The organism is Vulcanisaeta souniana JCM 11219 (assembly GCF_026000775.1).
In the GTDB taxonomy this organism is placed as follows: Archaea; Thermoproteota; Thermoprotei; order Thermoproteales; family Thermocladiaceae; genus Vulcanisaeta; species Vulcanisaeta souniana.
Window position 1 is genome coordinate 1295574 of record NZ_AP026830.1, and the last position, 18428, is coordinate 1314001.

The following is an 18428-nucleotide window of genomic DNA, read 5'->3' on the forward strand; positions in this document are numbered from 1 at the left end:
CCCTGTGTATCGCAGGGAGTTACTTGGGGCTGGAAGTATTGATAAGATTAGTTATACGTCATCAATTATCGATGATTCCGAGATTTTTAAGTACGTGATAATTACTCTCATTGCGCATGTTAATGAGCTTGAGAGAATTAGCGTGATTAACAGTGATGTGGCTGGGAGGATTAGGGATGCCCTTAGGGATATTTGGCGTGGTGGTTATGAGCAAGGTAAATTGACTGGTTATGAGGATGTCCATGAGTATATCGAGGCAGAATTGATCAGGAGATTGGGTAGCATTGGTGGTTGGATTGGTATTGGCAGGTCTAGGAATGACCACGTGACAACAGCAATTAGGCTTAGGCTTAGGAGGGCCTTACTTGACCTAATGCTCACTACGCTCAGGCTTAGGGAGGTCGCCCTTAACAAGGCTGTTGAGGGGCATGATAAGGTGATCATAGGCTCTACCCATAGGCAGCCAGCTCAAGTGACTACGCTGGGTCACTACATGCTTTATCTGGACGACTTAACGAGGGACTTCCTCAACGAATTAATGCATGTGTTTGAATTGGTAAATAAGTCGCCACTGGGTTCTGGGCCGCTTGCCGGTACCATGGTTGGTATCGATAGGTTTAGGGAGGCCAAGGAGATGGGGTTTGACGGTGTTGTCGATAATACGATATACGCGACCGGCTCCAGGTACTTCATTATATCGGCGGCGTCAATAATCGTTAATTACTTGGTTGAGATTGGCAGGTTCATTAATAACCTTGAGATGTGGCTGATGCCGCAACTAAGTTATGTAAGTGCTGACCCGAGCCACCTAGCCACGAGTAGTATCATGCCCCATAAGAGGAATCCAGCCACTCTGGAGGTTTTTAGGGCTAGGATTGGGGAGGCCGTGGGTCACCTAATGGCTATGTACTCAATACTAAGGCCTGTGGAGTCGGGTTATCAACTTGATCTTCAGGAATTAACTAGGCACTTGTGGTCAATCATTAGGATTGCCAGTGAGGGTCTCTCGATGTTTACGGACTTCATAAGTAGCGTTAAGGTTAATGATGAAGGGGTTAAGGAGTCCCTAAATAAGTATGTAGTCACGGCTGCCGAGTACGCGGAGGTGGTGGCAATGAGGGAGGGGAGACCGTTTAGGGATGTGTATAATGAGGTGGCCAGGGGATTAAGGAGCGGCACTAGGGTTGGCCTTGATGTGAATAATGCGCTGATGAAGCCTGTGCATGGTTCATCAAATCCAAGCCTCATTACTGAGCATGCGACGGCTAGGCTTAATGAGGTTAGAGAGTTAACAGGAAGGGTGAATTCCATTATTAATAAACTTGACGAGATCGAGAATAAACTACTCAACACCTAACTAAGCTCGGTCTCTAGTAACTCCTCAATTACATACTTCCCGCTCCTCATTAACCATTCAAAGGCTCTTGTTAACTCAAGCCCTAGGCTTGGGTGTAGGATTATTGGCGTTGCAGTGTCTGCGGCAAGCCTACGTGTTGTGTAATCCACATCCCTAGTGTCCCCTCCAGTGATTAGTATGTCTACGGATCCCTGCTTAAGCAATACCTTAGTGTCCTCCGTGTCATCCAGGACAATAAGCCACCTGCTTAGGCGGTTCCTTATTTCGTCGATGGCTTTTACGAATCTTTCATCGTATGTATAGACCAAGGCATTTTTCTTGGGTACCTTTGACGGCATTGTTGAAAGCCATGCCTTCAATAATGCCTCCTCAAGGGCTCTGCCACTCGATGCAACCTCGCCCGTACTATACATAACAGGCCCAAGCCTTGGGTATGAACCCCTAACCCTGCTCCAAGCGAATTGACTTGCCTTAACCCACCAACGCCTAGGCCTAAGCACCATAAAGTCTCTATCCATGTTTAGCCCATTTAATGCAGCCTTTACTGATAGATTCATTAGATTGACCCCAGTTGCCTTGCTGGTGAATGGCATTGATCTACTGGCCCTAATGTTAGCCTCTATGATGTATAGCTTATCCCTAGCTATGAACTGCATGTTGAATGGGCCAACAACACTTAATGCCCTGGCTATCCTAAGGGATGCCTCAGCCATCCTGGTTCTCCATGTTTCATTAAGCCTATAGTCAAGTCCCCTTGGTGGTATAACCATTGTGCTATCACCAGAGTGTACACCTGGCGGTTCTATGTGTTCCACGGGCACCACTATGGCTGACTTACCGTCACTGGTTCCATCAGCCTCAGCCTCCACGCCGTCACCAATGAATTTAGACACGACAACCGGGTGCTCAGGGCTTATCCTCGCTGCCTTAGTAACGTAATTAAGCAATTCCTGCCTATTCCCTGCAATACCCATGTAGGTACCGCCAAGTACGTAACTGGGCCTAACAATGACTGGGTAGTCCAACCACCTCTCTACGAGTCCTATTAATTCCTCAATGGTAGATGCATAGGCCCAGGGGGGTTGATCAAGACCTAATTCATCAAGTAATTTCGAGAACTTGGACCTATCCTCCGCTAAATCCACGGACTCGGGGCTTGTACCCAGTATCCTAGTGCCGCTATTTAACCAAGACCTGGCTTTACCATAGAGCCTTTGCCCAATTTGGCCACCAGCCCATAGAACAACGAATTTAGGTCTTTCCTTAATCAGTATGTTACCTAGCGTTTCTGGGGTTAGTTGATCAAAGAATAACTTATCAGCAAAGTCCCAGTCAGTGGACACGGTCTCGGGATTATAATTAAGAACCCCAATCCTATAACCAAGTCTCTTGAGCATTAGGGCGGTGTTAACCACCGACCAGTCAAATTCAACACTAATCCCAATCCTGAAGACTCCAGCTCCGGTGATCACTGCATCCACGTTGGGCCCCGTGTCATCATCGACATCACCACCATGGGTTAAGTACAGGTAATTAGTAGCGGCAGGCCACTCGCCGGCCAATGTATCGATTTGCTTAACGACAGGTTGCCTCTTCAGTGGCTTATCACCAAGTGCCTTCCTTAGTTGATCCTCACTGAAGCCGAGTACGTAGGCCTCCTCAAGTGGTAACGGTTCACCTCTCCTTAACCCCTCGTAGAAGTCAACGACTCTCCTAATGGAGTAAAGGAAGAACTTATCAACGCCAGTCCACTCGTTAATCTCATCAACCGAGAAACCCTCCCTAAGGAGAACAGCGGCGTAAAGGAACCAATAGGGTCTCCTCTCCTTAACCATCCTAACTGCCTCCTCAATACTCGCCTCGTTATATATCCTGCCGCCCACGAGGCCTGGTTCACCGATGTCAAGCATCCTAACGGCCTTTTGCCAAGCCTCCTCAAGCGTCCTCCCAATGCCCATGACCTCGCCAATGCTCATCATCTCCGGGCCCAGGGGCTCATCAACGCTGAATCTATCGTTTTCCCACCTTGGTATTTTCACAACGATGTAGTCAAGGCTTGGTTCGAAGGCAGCCACGGTCTTGCCCGTCACCTTATTAATTAACTCGCTTAATCTATAACCAAGTGTTAGCTTGGCCGCTATGTACGCCAGTGGATACCCAGAGGCCTTGCTGGCCAGGGCGCTTGACCTACTCATCCTCGGGTTTGTCTCTATTACATACATCTCCTGGCCTCTGGGATTAATTGCAACCTGGACGTTGCATTCACCAACTAGGTTTATGGCTCTCGCCACGCCTATTGATATTAGTCTTGCTCTTTGATACTCGTCATTAGTTAGAGTTAGGCAAGGTGCAACAACCACAGAGTCTCCGGTGTGGATTCCCATCGGGTCTATGTTCTCCATGCAAACCACGGCAACGGACCCGCCATACTGATCCCTCATTACCTCAAACTCAATCTCCTTCCAACCACCTATGTACTTCTCGATAAGGACCTCCTTGATCTCACTCATGGCCAGGGACTTGTGGTATTTACTGACTAGTTCGTTATCATCATGGGCAACAAAGGCCCCTGCGCCACCCAGGTTGAAGGATACCCTCGCAAGTACGGGGTAGCCTAATTCCCTGGCTGTTAATAATGCCTCATTAAGCGAGTACGTGGTTTTTGAGGGTAGTACGGGTATCTCGTGCTTATTCATTAAGTCCTTAAACAACTGCCTACTCAGGGCTGACCTAATGCCCTCTATTGGCGTTCCCAGGACCTTAATGCCATACTTCTTAATTATGCCTATATCACTCAAGTTAATGCATGCCGATAGTGCTGTTTGCCCGCCAAAACCGCAGGCAATTGCATCCGGTCTTTCTCTCTCGATTACCATCGTCAGGAACTCAGGCTTTATTGGCACTAGGTAGACTTTATCGGCGAACACATGCGTTGTCTGTACAGTGGCCACGTTGGGGTTAACGAGGACCGTCGTTAGGCCCTCCTCCCTATATGCCTTGAGTGCCTGTATTCCGGAGTAATCGAATTCGGCTGCCTCGGCTATCTTAATTGGGCCACTACCAATGATAAGCACCTTCCTAATGTCCATGGTTAGTCACCATTTTAGCAAATTCGTCAAAGATCCACGTCGTATCAAGAGGCCCAGGTTTAGACTCTGGGTGGAATTGCGTCGTTAGTATTGGTAGTCTCTCGTGCATTAGGCCCTCCACTGTGTTGTCATCTGGCTGCACGGCCCATATCCTAAAGCCGGTACCTTTGATTGACTGTGGGTCCACTGCATAGCCGTGGTTATGCGTGGTTATGTAAACCCTGTTCCTAATAAGGTCCAGGACTGGTTTGTTTATTGCCCTGTGGCCATACCTCATCTTCTGTATTCTAGCCCCAATGCCAAGGGCTATTACCTGGTGTCCTAGGCATATTCCAAGGGTTGGTTTTCTATCCCTAATAATATCAGTAACCACATCACTCAAGTGAGTCAGTAGGTTCGGATTACCTGGGCCATTGCTTAGAAGTATCCCATCACAGTCATTTAGGGCGTTCTTCCACATGTGGCATGGGTACCTAACAACCCTGAACCCCCTCCTCAGTAGGTTCCTTACAATACTCATCTTCACGCCACAATCGATTATTCCAATGCATGGTGAGTCATCATCACCATAAGAAATCACGTTCTTAGGCGCAACTAGTCTCGTGAAGTCAATATCATCATACCTAGGCGCATCCCTAAGGATCCTAAACGCTCCATCTATGCTGTCTGCTATGGCGCCCATCATTACGCCAACCTCCCTCAACTTAATGGTCAATGCCCTTGTATCAACCCTATAAATACCCGGGACACCCTCCCTCCTAAACCACTCATTTAGGCTCATGATCGATGTATAGTGGCTCGGCATTGTTAGATCAAAGATCACGGCCCCATTGACCTGGATGGAATCGCTCTCCCACTGTTCAGGCGACACCCCATAATTACCTATTAGTGGGCTTGTAAACACCAGTATCTGTCCTTTATATGATGGGTCCGTTAGGGACTCAGGATAGCCAACATTAGCTGTTGTAAAGACAACCTCCCCAACTGCCTCGTTGTCAGCGCCAAAGGCGTACCCATGGTACGCACTTCCATCCTGCAGAACCAAGTAACGCGCCCTCAAACCGAATCATTCAGGAGGCTTATTATAAATATCTTATAAGTTTTGCTCTTAGGACTTTTATATCACGGTGATGAATACATAAAGTATATATACTTGATAAAAAGAAAACGCTGATGCGCGGTTTCTCGCAGTCGATAACGTACCTGAGGGAGAGCCCCACGAGAAGAATAGACGCCATCAGGGAAAGACTGAAACGCGAGAGTAGGGATATCATAAACCTATCCGCTGGTCAACCAGGTCTGCCGCCACCCATTGAGGTAAGGTCCCTACTGGCTAAGCAACTGGTTGAGGAGAACAGCATGGAGCTATACGGGTATACACCGAGTCAGGGTATCCTCGAACTGAGGGAGGCTGTTTCCGAGGACCTGAAAAGGCTTGGTGGCATTAATATTGACCCAGGCAATATCGTGATCATTACCGGCGGCCAGGAGGGGATGTTCGCGACGTTCATGACAATCCTAAACCCAGGCGACGAGGTTATTCTACTCGACCCTACCTACTTCGGTTATAAACCAATAATTGAGTACTTCGGTGGTAGGATTAAGAGGCTTGGGTTGAGGATGGATGATGGGTTTAGAATAGATATTGAGAAACTTAAGGAGTTAGTAACCAACAGGACGAAGGCGCTGGTAATAGTGTCTCCGGATAATCCAACGGGTAACATAATTGATAGGGACACCGCAAAGGCAATAGCGGACTTAGCAAGGGATGAGAACTTCTGGATAATCTCTGACGAGGCATACAGGACGTTGATCTATGAGGGTGAGCACACATACATGTATAGGTACGCGCCGGACAACGTGATCTCAATAAACACGTTCTCGAAGGATCCGGGGATCCCAGGCTGGAGGTTGGGCTTCATCTACGGGCCAAGCGATGCAATACCCAAGCTAAAACTTGCGGCTGAGGAAATGACCTATTGCCCGCCGGTCATAGCGCAAAAATTCGTTTCCATGTACTTAAGGTCTGAGGCTAGGATGAAGCACATGAGGTATATAGTAGAGGAGTACAGGTCAAGGAGGGATGCAGCCATTGAGTCACTAAGGAATTACCTACCAGAGGCTCGCTTCATTGTGCCAAGAGGTTCAATGTTCGTGTTTGCTGACCTATCGAATTACATTAGCAACTCTGAGAAATTCGCTGAGGTGCTACTTGAGAAGTTCGGTGTTACTGTGATTCCAGGTACGTACTTCAGCGATATTTATAAGTCAGCCATTAGGATTTCATTTGTCGTAGAGAACGCAGATAGGATACGTCTCGGGATCAAGAGGATTCACGATGCCATTAATGAGTATGGCAAATCACTCTAGATAATATATTTGGCGTCATTAAAACGTTATGGCAATATTTATAATATTAATATTCAATGAGACTTACCAATGCTTATTGCGATCAAGATCGGTGGTTCAGTGATAAGGAAGGGCGTGGATAACCTCATCAAGGAAATACCCACCCTAGTAGGCTCTGGCCATAGAATTGTCCTTGTGCATGGCGGTGGTTACTTCATAAATGAGTTAATGGAGAAAATGAACCTTAAGCCCAGGTTCGTAACAAGCCCTAGTGGGGTAACCAGTAGGTATACGGATCTTGATACGCTCAGAGTCTACGTAATGGGCATGATGTACCTAAATAAGGACTTGGTGAGTAGATTACAGGGCGTTGGAGTTAATGCCATTGGTCTTTCTGGGGTTGATGGTGGGCTATTGAGGGCTAGGAGGAGGGAGTCCATGATAATAATTGACGAGAGAGGTAGGGAGAGGGTAGTTGATGGTGGTTACACGGGAAAAATAGAGGGTGCCAATAAGGACTTCATAATGAGACTGTTGAATGATGGTTTCATGCCGGTGGTGGCGCCCATAGCCATGGACAACAAAACCGGTGGCCCGCTAAACGTGGATGGTGACCAAGCCCTTGAAGTGCTGTCCTACTCACTATTACCTAATTATGCGATTATACTTACTGACGTGGATGGTGTGCTGATAAATGGGAAGGTGGTTAATAAGGTAAGTGTTAGCGAGGCTCAGGAACTATTTAAGAACCCTGAGGTTAGGGGTGGCATGAAGAGGAAGGTTTACACTGCAATGCAATTGGCGGGCAAGGGTATGCATGTTGTGATTTCCAATGGGACTATTGAAAACCCAATAGCAACGGCAATCAGTGGGTTTGGCACCCACGTGAGTCCGGCATAGTGTTCAGTTCTAAATATATATTATATCCATTTATTTATAAAGTCTCCTATCATGGCCGCAATACTTAAATAGGCTATATTCACGTAAGTGTTGATGCCCACAAAGATCTCCTGTCAGGTCTGTGGAGCAGACATAGAAATACCGGATGACGTACTCGATGGTGAACTAGTGAGTTGTTCAAGCTGTGGTCAGAAGTACCAGGTAACCATTCAGAACGGCTTAATACAACTAAAGCTAATTAAGGTTGAGGAGGAGGATTGGGGCGAATAATGGTTAGGGGTGGTTCTGATTGAAGCCATACACTTCCTTTACGATGCCATAAGGCTTGATGAGAAACTCCTTATCCGCGAGTTTGACAACCTAGGCATTAACTATAGACTGGTTAACGCTGAGGACTTAGTATTTGAGATCCCCGGTATCAATGATGTTGGGGTGGCCTTCATAAGGACGGTAAGCCAGAGCAGGACGTACCTCCTCTCCCAAATGTATGAGGCAATGGGCGGCAGGTCCATTAATCCATACCTATCCATAGCAATTGGTAATAATAAGGCGGTTACCCTGGCAGTACTCAATAGGGTTGGTGTACCAATACCGAACACAGTTATTACTCTTTCAAGCGAATCGGCCATAAAGGCGTTAGGTAGTGTTGGTGTTCCGGCTATTATTAAGCCTGTGCATGGTTCATGGGGTAGGCTCGTAAGTCTAGTGGGTAGTGTTGAGGACCTGGCGCTCCTTGCAAGGCATAGAAGTTCCATGGAGAATCCTCAGTACGAAACCTACTTAGTGCAGGAGTTCATCAAGAAGCCAGGTAGGGACATTAGGGTAACTGTCGTTGGAGATGAGGCTGTGGCGGCCATATACAGGTACGCAGTTAGTAATGACTGGAGAACTAACACGGCGAGGGGCGGTAAAGCTGAGGGTGTTAGGATTGATCCCGAGCTTGAGGATATAAGCGTCAGGGCAACCAAGGCAATCGGTGCTTACTATGCTGGTGTTGATGTTGTTGAGTCTGACGGTGGTTATAAGATCCTCGAGGTCAACACGGTGCCTGAGTTCAAGAATGTACAAAGGGTCACCGGCGTTAATGTGGCTAGGCGGGTAGTGGAGCTAGTGATTGATGTAGTTAAGAGGGGTTAAGCATGCTAAGTAATGAGTCAAAGTTAAAGCTATTCATGGAGTCCCTAGGCATATACTCACCCACGGGTAGTGAGCATGAACTCGCAGAGTTCATAATGGAGTTACTAACTATGAATGGTTTTGAGGCTAGGATTGACGATGTCGGTAATGTAATAGCCACCAGGGGTAGTGGTGAACCCAACCTCTGGCTTCATGCGCATATGGATACTGTACCGGGCTTCATAGAGGTTAGGCGTGAGGGTAATAAGATAATTGGTAGGGGTGCCAGTGATGATAAAGGCCCATTGATGGCAATGGTGTTCGCATTCATGGAGAGCGAGTTGCCAAGAGGTACGTTGGTACTTACCGCAGTTGTCCATGAGGAGGGTGATAGTCTCGGCACGCGGCACTTGATAACGGGTAACCACGTACATAGACCCACGGGCATAATAATCGGTGAGCCCACGGGCATAAATAAAATAGTCACTAAGTACAGGGGTAGTACTAAGCTTGAGGTCATGGTGAGGACTAGGGGAGGGCATGCATCAAACCCAGACCTGGACTCCAACTCAATACTCATCGCAATGAATGTATATAAGGATCTATGGGATGCCCTAAAGGCCGGTGTGTCCTATGAGAGCATCCTAGTGACACCAACCGTTATGAATTGCGGTGAGGCTGAGAACATGATACCGAGTAACTGCAGACTGGTACTTGACGTGAGAATACCACCTGGTAGGTCCTGTAGGGATATAGAGAACGCAATTAATGAGTTGGGAGTAAAGTATGGGGGCTCCATAACGATTAACATGAAGTGGTGCACAGAACCTGTTGAGGTGCCAATAAATAACTTGAGCGCGAGGGCTGTTTCTAGGGCCATAATCAAGGTGCTGAACGAGAGACCCACGTTAGCCAGGAAGTGGGGTACAAGTGATATGAATGAACTTGCAAGGCTCACAAGTAATATAGTTGCCTATGGACCTGGGGATGGCGCATTCTCCCATTCACTCGAGGAGTATATCCTTGTTGATGATTTTTTGAGGGCTGTGGATATATATAAGCAGGCCGTTTTTGAGTTTATGAGTATGTATAGGTAGTTATTAGTATAAATCATTATTTATTATTAAGGGTAAAATTTATAAATTATTTACCTTATGAAGACCTGGGTGGTTCTCATTGAAGCGATCCCTAATCGAAACAAACCGCGATCTCCGGAAAACGATGAGCAGTTAATACGTTTACTAAGGCGTGAGGCTGTTGACCATGAGGATACAAATGACGTATTTAATGAGGTGATCAAGCAGTGGCCGTTACCTCCTAGGCTGATTACAGATGGTGTTAATATAGATCCTGATCCACCGGGTCGCCTTTTCATAACAGATACAACCTTTAGGGATGGTCAACAGGCCTTCTATGTTTATTACTCCATTGACAACGCAACTAGGTTGTTTAGGTTACTCTCTGATCTGGATAATGGCAGTGGTAGAATAACCAGGAGTGAGTTCTTCCTATACACTGATAGGGACAGGAGATTAGTTAGGGCCGTTAGGGGGCTTGACCTTGAGTGGCCTAGGGTGATTGGCTGGGGTAGGGCTAGGGTTGAGGATGTTAAGTTGGTTAAGGAGGCGGGTCTTGATGAAATGGTTATGCTGATGTCGATATCAGACATACACATTAAGTACAAATTCAACTCCACGAGAGATAGGGTGGTTGATAAGTACCTTGAGGCTGCTGAGTACGCGTTAAGAGAGGGCATTAAACTCAGGTGTTCCCTTGAGGACGTGACTAGGTCCGACGTAGTCGGCTTCGTAATACCCTTCGTAGAGAAACTACTTAAGCTTAGCGAGAGGTTTGGCGCTGACATTGTGATAAAGTTGCCAGACACAACAGGTGTTGGTGTCCCATATCCATTTGCGCCACTGCCTTACAGCATCCCCAAACTGGTTTGGGTCCTTAGGAAGGTTCTCAATATACCCAGTGAATTCCTTGAGTTTCATGGGCACGGTGATTACTACATGGCCGTAGCCAATGCTGTGTCGGCTTGGCTTTACGGCGCGTCGATAAATAACGGTACGCTACTTGGCATTGGGGAGAGGGCTGGTAATGTACCAATAGAGGCCCTGGTTATTTGGTATGCTAGATTAAAGGGTTCCTTTGACGGCATGAACCCCAGGGTCATTAGTAGGATAGCTGAGGAATTCAAGTCCTTCAATTACGCGGTACCCAGATACCAACCACTGGTTGGTGAGAATGCCTTCACCACGGCAGCCGGCATACACGTTGACGCCCAATTGAAGAACCCAGTGACATATCTATCAATGGACCCAGAGGTGATTGGTCGTGAGACAAGCATCATCATAGGTCCCTACTCCGGTAAGTCCTCTGTGGAGTATTGGTTGATAAGACGTGGCATTAAACCAAGCCCTGAGTTGGTTAAGGCAATGTATGAGAGGATCATGTATATCTACGACAATGGTTTGAGGATGGAACCCCTAAACGACGGGGAACTAGAGGGGATACTTAATGATGTTAGGGGTTCTCTGAGAGGGCGGTCTTGAGCGCCTTAGTTGCCATGCTTATGTCATCATTTGTTATGCAGTACGGTGGTAATAGTCTCACTGTGGTGCCTCCGGCTACACTCGTTAATAGGCCCATGGGTATCAACCTATCAACATACGGATCAGCCCTTTTCTTAAGTTCAATCCCTAACATAAACCCCATGCCCTTAACCCTCAACACCGACTTTAAACTGCCCAATTCATCTTCAAGGATCCTCATGAACTCCTCACCCATGGTTCTTACCCTCCCAGGCACATCATCATTAAGCAGGGTCTCAACGCTCGCCTTAGCTGCAGCCATAACCAGTGGGTTACCCGCAAAGGTACTTCCATGCTCCCCGGGTTCAAACACATCACCAAATTCCCTCCTAATCACGGTTATTCCTATTGGTAATCCACCAGCCACTGATTTACCTGCCGTGAATATGTCGGGCTCCACGCCGTAATTCTCAAAGGCCCAAACACGCCCAGTCCTCCCAAAACCGCTCTGGACCTCGTCAAATATCAACAGGACATTCCTCTCCTTAGTTACCTGCCTAAGCGCCCTGAGGAACTCAGGCCTCGCGGGATTCACGCCGCCCTCGCCCTGTATTGGTTCAACAATCACGGCAGCCAAATCCTCAGTCACTAACTTGTCCACCTGGTCAACGGCATTAAACGGCGCAAACCTAACCTTATATGGCATTGGTTCGAATGCCCTCCTGTACTTCTCATTACCGGTCACGGAGAGTGAGCCCATTGTCCTACCATGGAAAGAATTGAGAAATGCCAGGAACTCAACCTTCTTGCTGATTTTCCTGGCGATCTTTAGGGCGGTCTCCACGGTCTCAGTACCGCTATTCTGAAGGAAGACCTTACCGAAACCACTTGGTACGATTTTCATGAATTCCCTAATGAATTCAGCCCTTGTCTCGTTATAAAACGTTAATGAGACAGTGATTATCTTATCTAACTGCTCCTTAATTGCGTTTATTATCCTTGGGTTTCTATGGCCTAGGAAGGCGACACCGAAACCGGTGTGCATGTCGAGATACTTATTATTATTTGAGTCCCATACATACTGCATATGGCCCCTGACAATGTTCAAGGGCTTCTTGCTGTAGTATCTCGCCAGGTACTCGTCCTCAAACCTAAGTAGGTCATTACCCATTGCGTGATCACCTCCTGGCAATATTTAACATATACTCGGCTATTTTACGCGCAATATTGATTCCAGTGGCGTTCATTAGGCCCTTGAACTCGGGTATTGCATTGACCTCATTGACCAAGTAGCCATGTTCATTACTATGAAGTAAATCAACGCCTGCGTAATCAAGGTCTAAGGCCTTAACAGCCTTAATGGCGGTTTCATAGGCATCGCCATCAAGCTTAATGGCGCGTGCAATACCGCCTCTTGCCACATTACTCCTCCAGTCACCAGGGCTTGGCTTCCTAACCATTGATGCAACCACCTCATCACCAATAACGAAGACCCTATAGTCAGTGCCGTCACCAATGAATGGCTGTACCATGGATATCCTCGAATACGCGTCGCCGAGGGATTTATGCCTAAGCAGGAGGGTTAACTCATCGTTATTGTTAGCAAGGCTCACCAGCCTACCCCATGAGCCATGTATAGGCTTAATGACCACCGGGTAATTAATTCCATCGTACTGTGGGTTCGTGGAGAGTAGGAGCCTTGAAGGAACCACGGAAATACCAGTCCTAGCCAGTATGGCTATCGCGATCGCCTTATTCCAGGAATTCTCTATAGCCAGTCCCTTGTTTATAGTCATAATGCCATGAATATTTAGTACACGGGCAATTAACCCAGCCTTCACATGGCTCATTAGTCTAACAAGCACAATGCCTAAGTCCTCGCCTTCTTCGTCCAATCTCAATGATATATTATCGACATTAACCAAGTTAACCCTTACATTAAGTTCCCTAAGTTCATTGAGGATTAGTTTTTCTTCGATCCTCATTGTGTCATGAAGTATGGAAACCGTTCCATCACTCCCACAGGTTGTTCCCTAAATACACTATATAAATGTTTCCCCACATAACAATAACATGCTTATAGTCCCTCCTAATAATAAAGAAAATATTTAATAACCCAAGGGCAGCGGTGAGCATGGGTGGTTCTCATTGAAGCGGAACCCACGACCAAGCAAGACCTCACGCTCGTACTCAGTAAGTACGGACCAGTAGAGCAGAGAATACATAGTGAATTATCGGGTAGGGGCTTTAGGGTAGGTGTGTTAAATACAATGGAGAGCGAGGTAAGGCATAGCCCTGGAAAGGCCGTGCTTCTCCTGGACGACGTGTTCGAAGCCTTTATAATCTCGAACTTATTTAGTGAAACACTAAACCCATATGACGCCTATGCAATGGCGGTAAATAGGGTGTTGCTGTTCAGGGAATTGAGCGAGTTGGGTTACCCAACGCCAGACGTGAGCGTTGCACTGAACCCAAATGTGGTTGGTAGGGTTATTAGCAGTGTTGGTAAAACCTACATGGCCACGCCATCGGCTTCCCTTGGTCTTGACGGTATAGTGACCACGTGGGAGGGCGGTAAATCAGTGGCTGAGCATAGGATGTATATGGCGAATCCCCTCGCCAGGATCAACATGCTTATGAAAGCCCCCAGTAAGATCATTAATGTCCAGGTAATCGGTAACAACTGCATTGGGTGTGGAGACTTGGGGACCTGGGTCCTTAGGTTATCAAGGAGTATTAAGTGCCTGATGTGCACGTATATAATTGGTATTTATGAAGATGAGCAAGTGATCCTGGGCGTGGATCCCAGGGTTGAGTTAACGACAAGCATTGTGGAACCCATGGTGAATGCAATAATGGGGTGGTACAATGGCGAGGGATAGGTATAGGACCTGTGTTGTTGGGGCCAGCGGTGTCACTGGTGGCGAATTACTCAGGCTTTTGCTTAATCACCAGGGTATTGAATTGGTCTGCGCAACATCAAGGGAATTCAAGGGCGAGTACCTATTTAGGATTCACCCAAACCTTAGGGGCAGGACTAATTTAACCTTTATTGATTCTACGGTGGATAACGTACTAAAGAAGGACGTCGACGTAGTATTCCTTGCGCTACCCCACGGGCAAAGCATTGAATGGGTACCAAAGCTTCACGAGACTGGGTTAACGGTGATTGACCTATCCGCGGACTTCAGGCTCAAGGATCCAAACGCATATGTTGAGTGGTACGACTGGGAGAAACCACACCCATACCCAGACCTACTCAGGAGGGCTGTCTATGGCTTACCGGAGCTTCATAGGGAGGAGTTGAAAGGGACCAAGTTAATAGCCGTACCCGGCTGCATGGCAACGGCATCCATAATATCCCTGGCACCTGTGGTAAGGGCTGGTCTCGTGGATACGGACAGGATCGTTATTGATGCAAAGATATCCAGTTCAGGCGCCGGTGCGCATGCACCAAGGCTTGACCTGCATCCCTTTAGGACATACGTAATTAGGCCCTACGAGGTTGTTCATCATAGGCACACGGCCGAGATTGAACAAGAACTAAGCCTACTAATCAATAGGCAGGTGCGCGTAGCATTCACGCCACACGCCGTTGACCTAGTCAGGGGGATACTAACCACGTCACATGCATGGCTAACTAAGCCGGTACAGGAACCCGACGTCTGGAAGGCCCTCAGGTCAATGTACGGTAATGAACCCTTCATTAGGTTAGTCAAGGATAGGTCAGGTCTTCAGAGGTACCCAGACGTTAAGTATGTGATAGGGTCGAACCTAGTTGACGTAGGCTTCGAAATAGACAATAGGCTGAATAGGCTTGTGGTCCTAGCTGCCATAGACAACCTAATGAAGGGTGCATCAGGACAGGCGGTGCAGGCAATGAACGTGGCCCTAGGCTTCCCCGAGACCACAGCGCTGGACCAAGTCCCACTCTACCCTGTCTAGTATCTTTAAAGTACTTCAAGAAAGCTTTATACTAAGTGAGGCGATTTTCAACCCGTGTCAATACCTGAGAGTCTAATTAATGAAGCCATGAAGAGTGGCATTGACATAATTGACCTAATATCAAAGGCATTAAACCTAGACCCAAGTGAGCGGTCTAAGGCCCACCTTGAGCTTGCCGAGAATTTCCTGAGGGATGGCATGGAATTAATTGATAGGGACCCCGTGCAGGCCAGCGAGAAGCTCTACAAGGCCGCTGAGGAAGCCATTAAAGCCATGGCAGTAGCCCTAGGCCTAGACGAGGCAAGGACAGCCGAGGCCCAGTGGAGGTGGGCAGCAACGCTACTATTCGACGCCGTAGACTCAATAAGTAGTAGGCTCAATAATAGGGAGATTAGGCTTTGGTGGAGGGCCGCCTGGTTCCTACACGTGGAGGGATTCCATGAGGCTAGGCTAAGGCCGAGGCAGGTCAGGGAGGATGTGGAGTACGTGGAGGATATAGTGAAACTCGCAAGGAGCATTGTGAAATAGGCATGTGATGGTAGAAAACTAATAATATCATTATTCATTCATTTTAATAAAAATATATTTTATGATTTATGACATCACTAGGCCCTTGGCGCATCGCCCTTACTAGCCCTGGCAAGGCTATTTCTATATTCAAGGCTGTGCTTAGCTAGCTCCTCGAGTGCCTCGGGGTTTTTCCTAATCAACTCCTCAACAATTGATAAGTACCTGGCAACCCTCACGGCATTTGGTGATATTTCCCTAAGTTCTTCGCCGTCAACGACCACGGAGTGCCTCCTGGGTATGCCCTCGTCAAGTATGTACTCAGCCTCATTGACCGATGCATGAAGCAGTGCGCAGTGTGGGCTCCCATCTATTGAGACCACCGTTATAGACCTCGGCCTTGATGATCGAATCATACTCGCTATCTTACCGTAAAGCGCCGAGTGCTCGCGCTCGGGGCAGGCGAGCAATACTACCTTATTCCTCGTAATCTCTTGGTAAAGTTTAGGGTTTACGAAGGGTAGGCAGGCGGCGACTATGGCGACGTCGGCATTCCTCAACCTGCCGGCCTTAACCCAAGTGCTCCAGAGCCAAGCCTCACCCATTGACTTCACCCTTAACCTTCTTGATCTGTTGCATCACCATGAGCATTGGGCAGTAACCACCGCACATTGTGCAACCTCTAACCTTGGGTTCCCCGTACTGTGTATACACGGCCCAGGCCTTTTCCGGATCTATCAATCTATTTATCATCTCCCTCCACATCAGCTTGCCCCTGAACCTACTAACCTCGTCATCCCAGGCCCTGGCCCTCCTGCCAAGCTTTATTGTGTCGGCCACGTGAGCCGCTATTTTGAAGGCTATCACACCCTCCTCAACCTGCCTCGGCGTTGGCAAACCCAGGTGCTCAGCGGGCGTTATATAACATAGTAAGTCCGCGCCCGCGGCTCCAGCGATCGCCGCGCCAATAGCGCCAGCGATGTGGTCGTATGGGGCAGCCACGTCAGTAGGTAGTGGACCTAGGACGTAGTACGGCGCACCATCGGTTAACTTCTTCATTAACTTAACATCCCATATAATTTCATTTAATGGGACGTGCCCAGGCCCCTCAACCATCACCTGAACCCCAGCCTTCCTTGCCCTCTTCACCAGTCTCGCCGCCTCGATCAACTCAGCCACGTGAAACTCGTCGTGACTATCCGCCGTGGCGCCTGGGCGTAGGGCATCGCCTATTGAGATGGTGGCATCGTACTCCCTGAAGAGCTCGAGCACGTAATCCCACCTAGCGTAGAGTGGGTTCTCGGCATCGTTATGGAGCATCCACCCAATGAGCATATCACCACCCCTGGAGACGATCGGTATGACCCTGTCACTCCTCAAGGCCTTAATTGCCAATTCCCTGGTCACGGCCGCGTGTATCGTCATGAAGGCAACCCCATCCCTTAGGTGCCTCTCGATGACATCGAAGAGTTCATCCTCGGTGAAGTAGGCCCCACCGCCCTTTTTCTTAAATGAGTCTATGAACGCTTGATATGTCGGTACAGTACCGACGGGCAGCTTCGACTCCCTGATTATCGCCCTACGTATCTTGTCAAGGTCACCGCCCGTTGATAGGTCCATCAATGTATCGCCCCACTTATTAGCGATCTTAACCTTCTCAAGCTCCGCTTCCAGGTTCACGACCTTGCTCGACGTGCCTATGTTAACGTTAACCTTAGTGGTTAACCCAAGACCAACTGCGCTAACCTTGTCGGGCAACTTAACGTTTCTAATGAGTATCACCTTACCACTGGCTATTCTCCTGGCCAATTTAACCTCCTCAACACCCTCATGCTTAGCCACGGCCTTAACCTCATCTGGTACCCTAACGTTGTAATTATTAATTGAACATTGTTTCGTTGTGCCTAGGTTTGGGAGAATTTTGTTCTATGTTTGTTTCGTTGTTTGTGTGTATGCGTTGTGTTTCTTCCTGAACCTCAATTTCTTCACAATCTTTTTAATCACTGTGATTATTTATTGGGTGTTGTTTTGTTGCGCCTGGGTTTGGGAGAACTTTGTTCATTGGCTTTGTTTGCTGTAGGTGGCGAGGTACTGCGCCGGCTCCTTGAGGAGTTTGCCAGCCTCGCTACTCAGTGTGTCTGAGACCCCCGTGTTCCTCGATCTTGATGCTACGTAAGTCATCGCCTGGAATAACGCCTCCGCGTTCATTCCAAACTCCTTGACGTAGTCCCTGAGCGCGGCATCCAGCTTTAAGGCATACTTAAGACCAACCTTCCCCCATCATCGCCCCTAGCCAGTTCCTGACCATCGCTTTGGGACGTTTGGAGGGAATTGGTTAAAAATGAAAATACGGTGGCGTGCAGGGACGAGGACGGAGCAAGATACCGCATTATTAAGTCGAGGGACAACGAGGGGAACATAACATACGCATTGATCGACCATGACGACGAGGTCGCAGTCGTATGTAGGTATTACCCCGACGAGTTACAACTCCTCTACTGCGGCTATGCACTGAGGGCCGCGGTTCACTTCATGAACATTAATGGCGAGGTCATTGAAGAGGACCAAGCACACTGCTGAACTCTACTTTCCAATGCTCTATTAAAATTACCGCATTTTTAAACACCT

Annotated in this window: 18 protein-coding genes; 11 read left to right on the forward strand and 7 right to left on the reverse strand. The window is 47.9% G+C overall.

The genetic code is table 11. The features are described 5' to 3' along the window. Nucleotides 1–4 precede the first annotated feature (4 nt). Nucleotides 5–1357, forward strand: a complete 1353-nt coding sequence (locus Vsou_RS07050) for a lyase family protein (protein WP_188602899.1) — start codon at nucleotides 5–7, stop codon at nucleotides 1355–1357. Here the strand turns inward: Vsou_RS07050 and carB are convergent. Continuing rightward, nucleotides 1354–4446: a carbamoyl-phosphate synthase (glutamine-hydrolyzing) large subunit gene (gene carB, locus Vsou_RS07055; RefSeq protein ID WP_188602900.1), complete on the reverse strand. Its 3093-nt coding sequence runs from the start codon at nucleotides 4444–4446 to the stop codon at nucleotides 1354–1356. The two genes, Vsou_RS07050 and carB, sit on opposite strands and share 4 nt — an antisense overlap. Beyond that, complete coding sequence (carA, locus tag Vsou_RS07060; protein ID WP_188603059.1) at nucleotides 4436–5491, reverse strand: glutamine-hydrolyzing carbamoyl-phosphate synthase small subunit; 1056 nt, start codon at nucleotides 5489–5491, stop codon at nucleotides 4436–4438. Before carA ends, carB begins: the two co-directional genes overlap by 11 nt. 128 nt (nucleotides 5492–5619) lie before the next feature. Here carA and Vsou_RS07065 point away from each other — a divergent pair, with 128 nt between their 5' ends. The 6 genes from Vsou_RS07065 to Vsou_RS07090 all read left to right on the forward strand — a co-directional run bounded on the left by Vsou_RS07065 (nucleotide 5620) and on the right by Vsou_RS07090 (nucleotide 11369). Continuing rightward, on the forward strand, nucleotides 5620–6816 hold the full coding sequence (locus tag Vsou_RS07065) for a pyridoxal phosphate-dependent aminotransferase (RefSeq protein ID WP_188602901.1): 1197 nt from the start codon (nucleotides 5620–5622) through the stop codon (nucleotides 6814–6816). A 69-nt stretch (nucleotides 6817–6885) separates the two neighbouring features. Further along, complete coding sequence (locus Vsou_RS07070; protein WP_188602902.1) at nucleotides 6886–7695, forward strand: [LysW]-aminoadipate/[LysW]-glutamate kinase; 810 nt, start codon at nucleotides 6886–6888, stop codon at nucleotides 7693–7695. Between the two features lie 93 nt (nucleotides 7696–7788). Then, complete coding sequence (lysW/argW, locus tag Vsou_RS07075; protein WP_188602903.1) at nucleotides 7789–7965, forward strand: alpha-aminoadipate/glutamate carrier protein LysW; 177 nt, start codon at nucleotides 7789–7791, stop codon at nucleotides 7963–7965. Nucleotides 7966–7974: 9 nt separating this feature from the next. After that, nucleotides 7975–8832 carry a lysine biosynthesis protein LysX gene (lysX, locus tag Vsou_RS07080; RefSeq protein ID WP_188602904.1) on the forward strand — a complete coding sequence of 286 codons (858 nt, stop codon included), beginning with the start codon at nucleotides 7975–7977 and terminating at the stop codon, nucleotides 8830–8832. 2 nt (nucleotides 8833–8834) lie between these two features. Then, on the forward strand, nucleotides 8835–9908 hold the full coding sequence (locus Vsou_RS07085) for a M20/M25/M40 family metallo-hydrolase (RefSeq protein ID WP_188602905.1): 1074 nt from the start codon (nucleotides 8835–8837) through the stop codon (nucleotides 9906–9908). Nucleotides 9909–9977: 69 nt separating this feature from the next. Continuing rightward, on the forward strand, nucleotides 9978–11369 hold the full coding sequence (locus tag Vsou_RS07090; RefSeq protein WP_229709757.1) for a homocitrate synthase/isopropylmalate synthase family protein: 1392 nt from the start codon (nucleotides 9978–9980) through the stop codon (nucleotides 11367–11369). Here Vsou_RS07090 and Vsou_RS07095 read toward each other — a convergent pair. Next, nucleotides 11341–12519 carry an aspartate aminotransferase family protein gene (locus Vsou_RS07095; protein ID WP_188602907.1) on the reverse strand — a complete coding sequence of 393 codons (1179 nt, stop codon included), beginning with the start codon at nucleotides 12517–12519 and terminating at the stop codon, nucleotides 11341–11343. The two genes, Vsou_RS07090 and Vsou_RS07095, sit on opposite strands and share 29 nt — an antisense overlap. A gap of 7 nt (nucleotides 12520–12526) precedes the next feature. Then, nucleotides 12527–13348: a RimK family alpha-L-glutamate ligase gene (locus Vsou_RS07100; protein WP_188603060.1), complete on the reverse strand. Its 822-nt coding sequence runs from the start codon at nucleotides 13346–13348 to the stop codon at nucleotides 12527–12529. Between the two features lie 138 nt (nucleotides 13349–13486). Here Vsou_RS07100 and Vsou_RS07105 point away from each other — a divergent pair, with 138 nt between their 5' ends. From Vsou_RS07105 to Vsou_RS07115, 3 genes are read left to right on the forward strand one after another with little or no spacing between them, the layout of a single operon-like run. Further along, nucleotides 13487–14230, forward strand: coding sequence for an ATP-grasp domain-containing protein (locus Vsou_RS07105; RefSeq protein ID WP_188602908.1), 744 nt, complete (start codon nucleotides 13487–13489; stop codon nucleotides 14228–14230). After that, nucleotides 14217–15293 (forward strand): N-acetyl-gamma-glutamyl-phosphate reductase, encoded by a 1077-nt coding sequence (argC, locus tag Vsou_RS07110; RefSeq protein WP_188602909.1) that lies wholly within the window; start codon nucleotides 14217–14219, stop codon nucleotides 15291–15293. The genes Vsou_RS07105 and argC overlap by 14 nt, the downstream gene beginning before the upstream one ends. A gap of 54 nt (nucleotides 15294–15347) precedes the next feature. Then, nucleotides 15348–15821, forward strand: a complete 474-nt coding sequence (locus Vsou_RS07115; protein ID WP_188602910.1) for a PaREP1 family protein — start codon at nucleotides 15348–15350, stop codon at nucleotides 15819–15821. Between the two features lie 77 nt (nucleotides 15822–15898). Here Vsou_RS07115 and Vsou_RS07120 read toward each other — a convergent pair whose 3' ends face one another. From Vsou_RS07120 to Vsou_RS07130, 3 genes are all read right to left on the reverse strand, one after another. Then, nucleotides 15899–16405: a 4Fe-4S ferredoxin gene (locus Vsou_RS07120; protein ID WP_188602911.1), complete on the reverse strand. Its 507-nt coding sequence runs from the start codon at nucleotides 16403–16405 to the stop codon at nucleotides 15899–15901. Further along, a complete protein-coding gene (thiC, locus tag Vsou_RS07125; protein ID WP_188603061.1) occupies nucleotides 16398–17684 on the reverse strand; it encodes a phosphomethylpyrimidine synthase ThiC in 1287 nt (428 codons plus the stop codon). Before thiC ends, Vsou_RS07120 begins: the two co-directional genes overlap by 8 nt. A gap of 174 nt (nucleotides 17685–17858) precedes the next feature. Beyond that, nucleotides 17859–18008 (reverse strand): hypothetical protein, encoded by a 150-nt coding sequence (locus tag Vsou_RS07130; protein ID WP_188602912.1) that lies wholly within the window; start codon nucleotides 18006–18008, stop codon nucleotides 17859–17861. A 144-nt stretch (nucleotides 18009–18152) separates the two neighbouring features. On the opposite strand from Vsou_RS07130, the gene Vsou_RS07135 reads away from it, so the two are divergent. Then, entirely contained in the window at nucleotides 18153–18380 is a 228-nt protein-coding gene (locus tag Vsou_RS07135; protein WP_188602913.1) for a hypothetical protein, read from the forward strand. Nucleotides 18381–18428 lie beyond the last annotated feature (48 nt).

What these genes read in the sequence shown, in the direction of transcription:
- argC (WP_188602909.1), top strand. Translation starts at nt 14,217, where the DNA reads ATGGCGAGGGATAGGTATAGGACCTGTGTTGTTGGGGCCAGCGGTGTC.
- Vsou_RS07095 (WP_188602907.1), bottom strand. Translation starts at nt 12,519, where the DNA reads ATGGGTAATGACCTACTTAGGTTTGAGGACGAGTACCTGGCGAGATAC.
- carB (WP_188602900.1), bottom strand. Translation starts at nt 4,446, where the DNA reads ATGGACATTAGGAAGGTGCTTATCATTGGTAGTGGCCCAATTAAGATA.
- Vsou_RS07085 (WP_188602905.1), top strand. Translation starts at nt 8,835, where the DNA reads ATGCTAAGTAATGAGTCAAAGTTAAAGCTATTCATGGAGTCCCTAGGC.
- Vsou_RS07130 (WP_188602912.1), bottom strand. Translation starts at nt 18,008, where the DNA reads ATGAACGCGGAGGCGTTATTCCAGGCGATGACTTACGTAGCATCAAGA.
- Vsou_RS07065 (WP_188602901.1), top strand. Translation starts at nt 5,620, where the DNA reads ATGCGCGGTTTCTCGCAGTCGATAACGTACCTGAGGGAGAGCCCCACG.
- Vsou_RS07120 (WP_188602911.1), bottom strand. Translation starts at nt 16,405, where the DNA reads ATGGGTGAGGCTTGGCTCTGGAGCACTTGGGTTAAGGCCGGCAGGTTG.
- Vsou_RS07070 (WP_188602902.1), top strand. Translation starts at nt 6,886, where the DNA reads ATGCTTATTGCGATCAAGATCGGTGGTTCAGTGATAAGGAAGGGCGTG.
- lysW/argW (WP_188602903.1), top strand. Translation starts at nt 7,789, where the DNA reads ATGCCCACAAAGATCTCCTGTCAGGTCTGTGGAGCAGACATAGAAATA.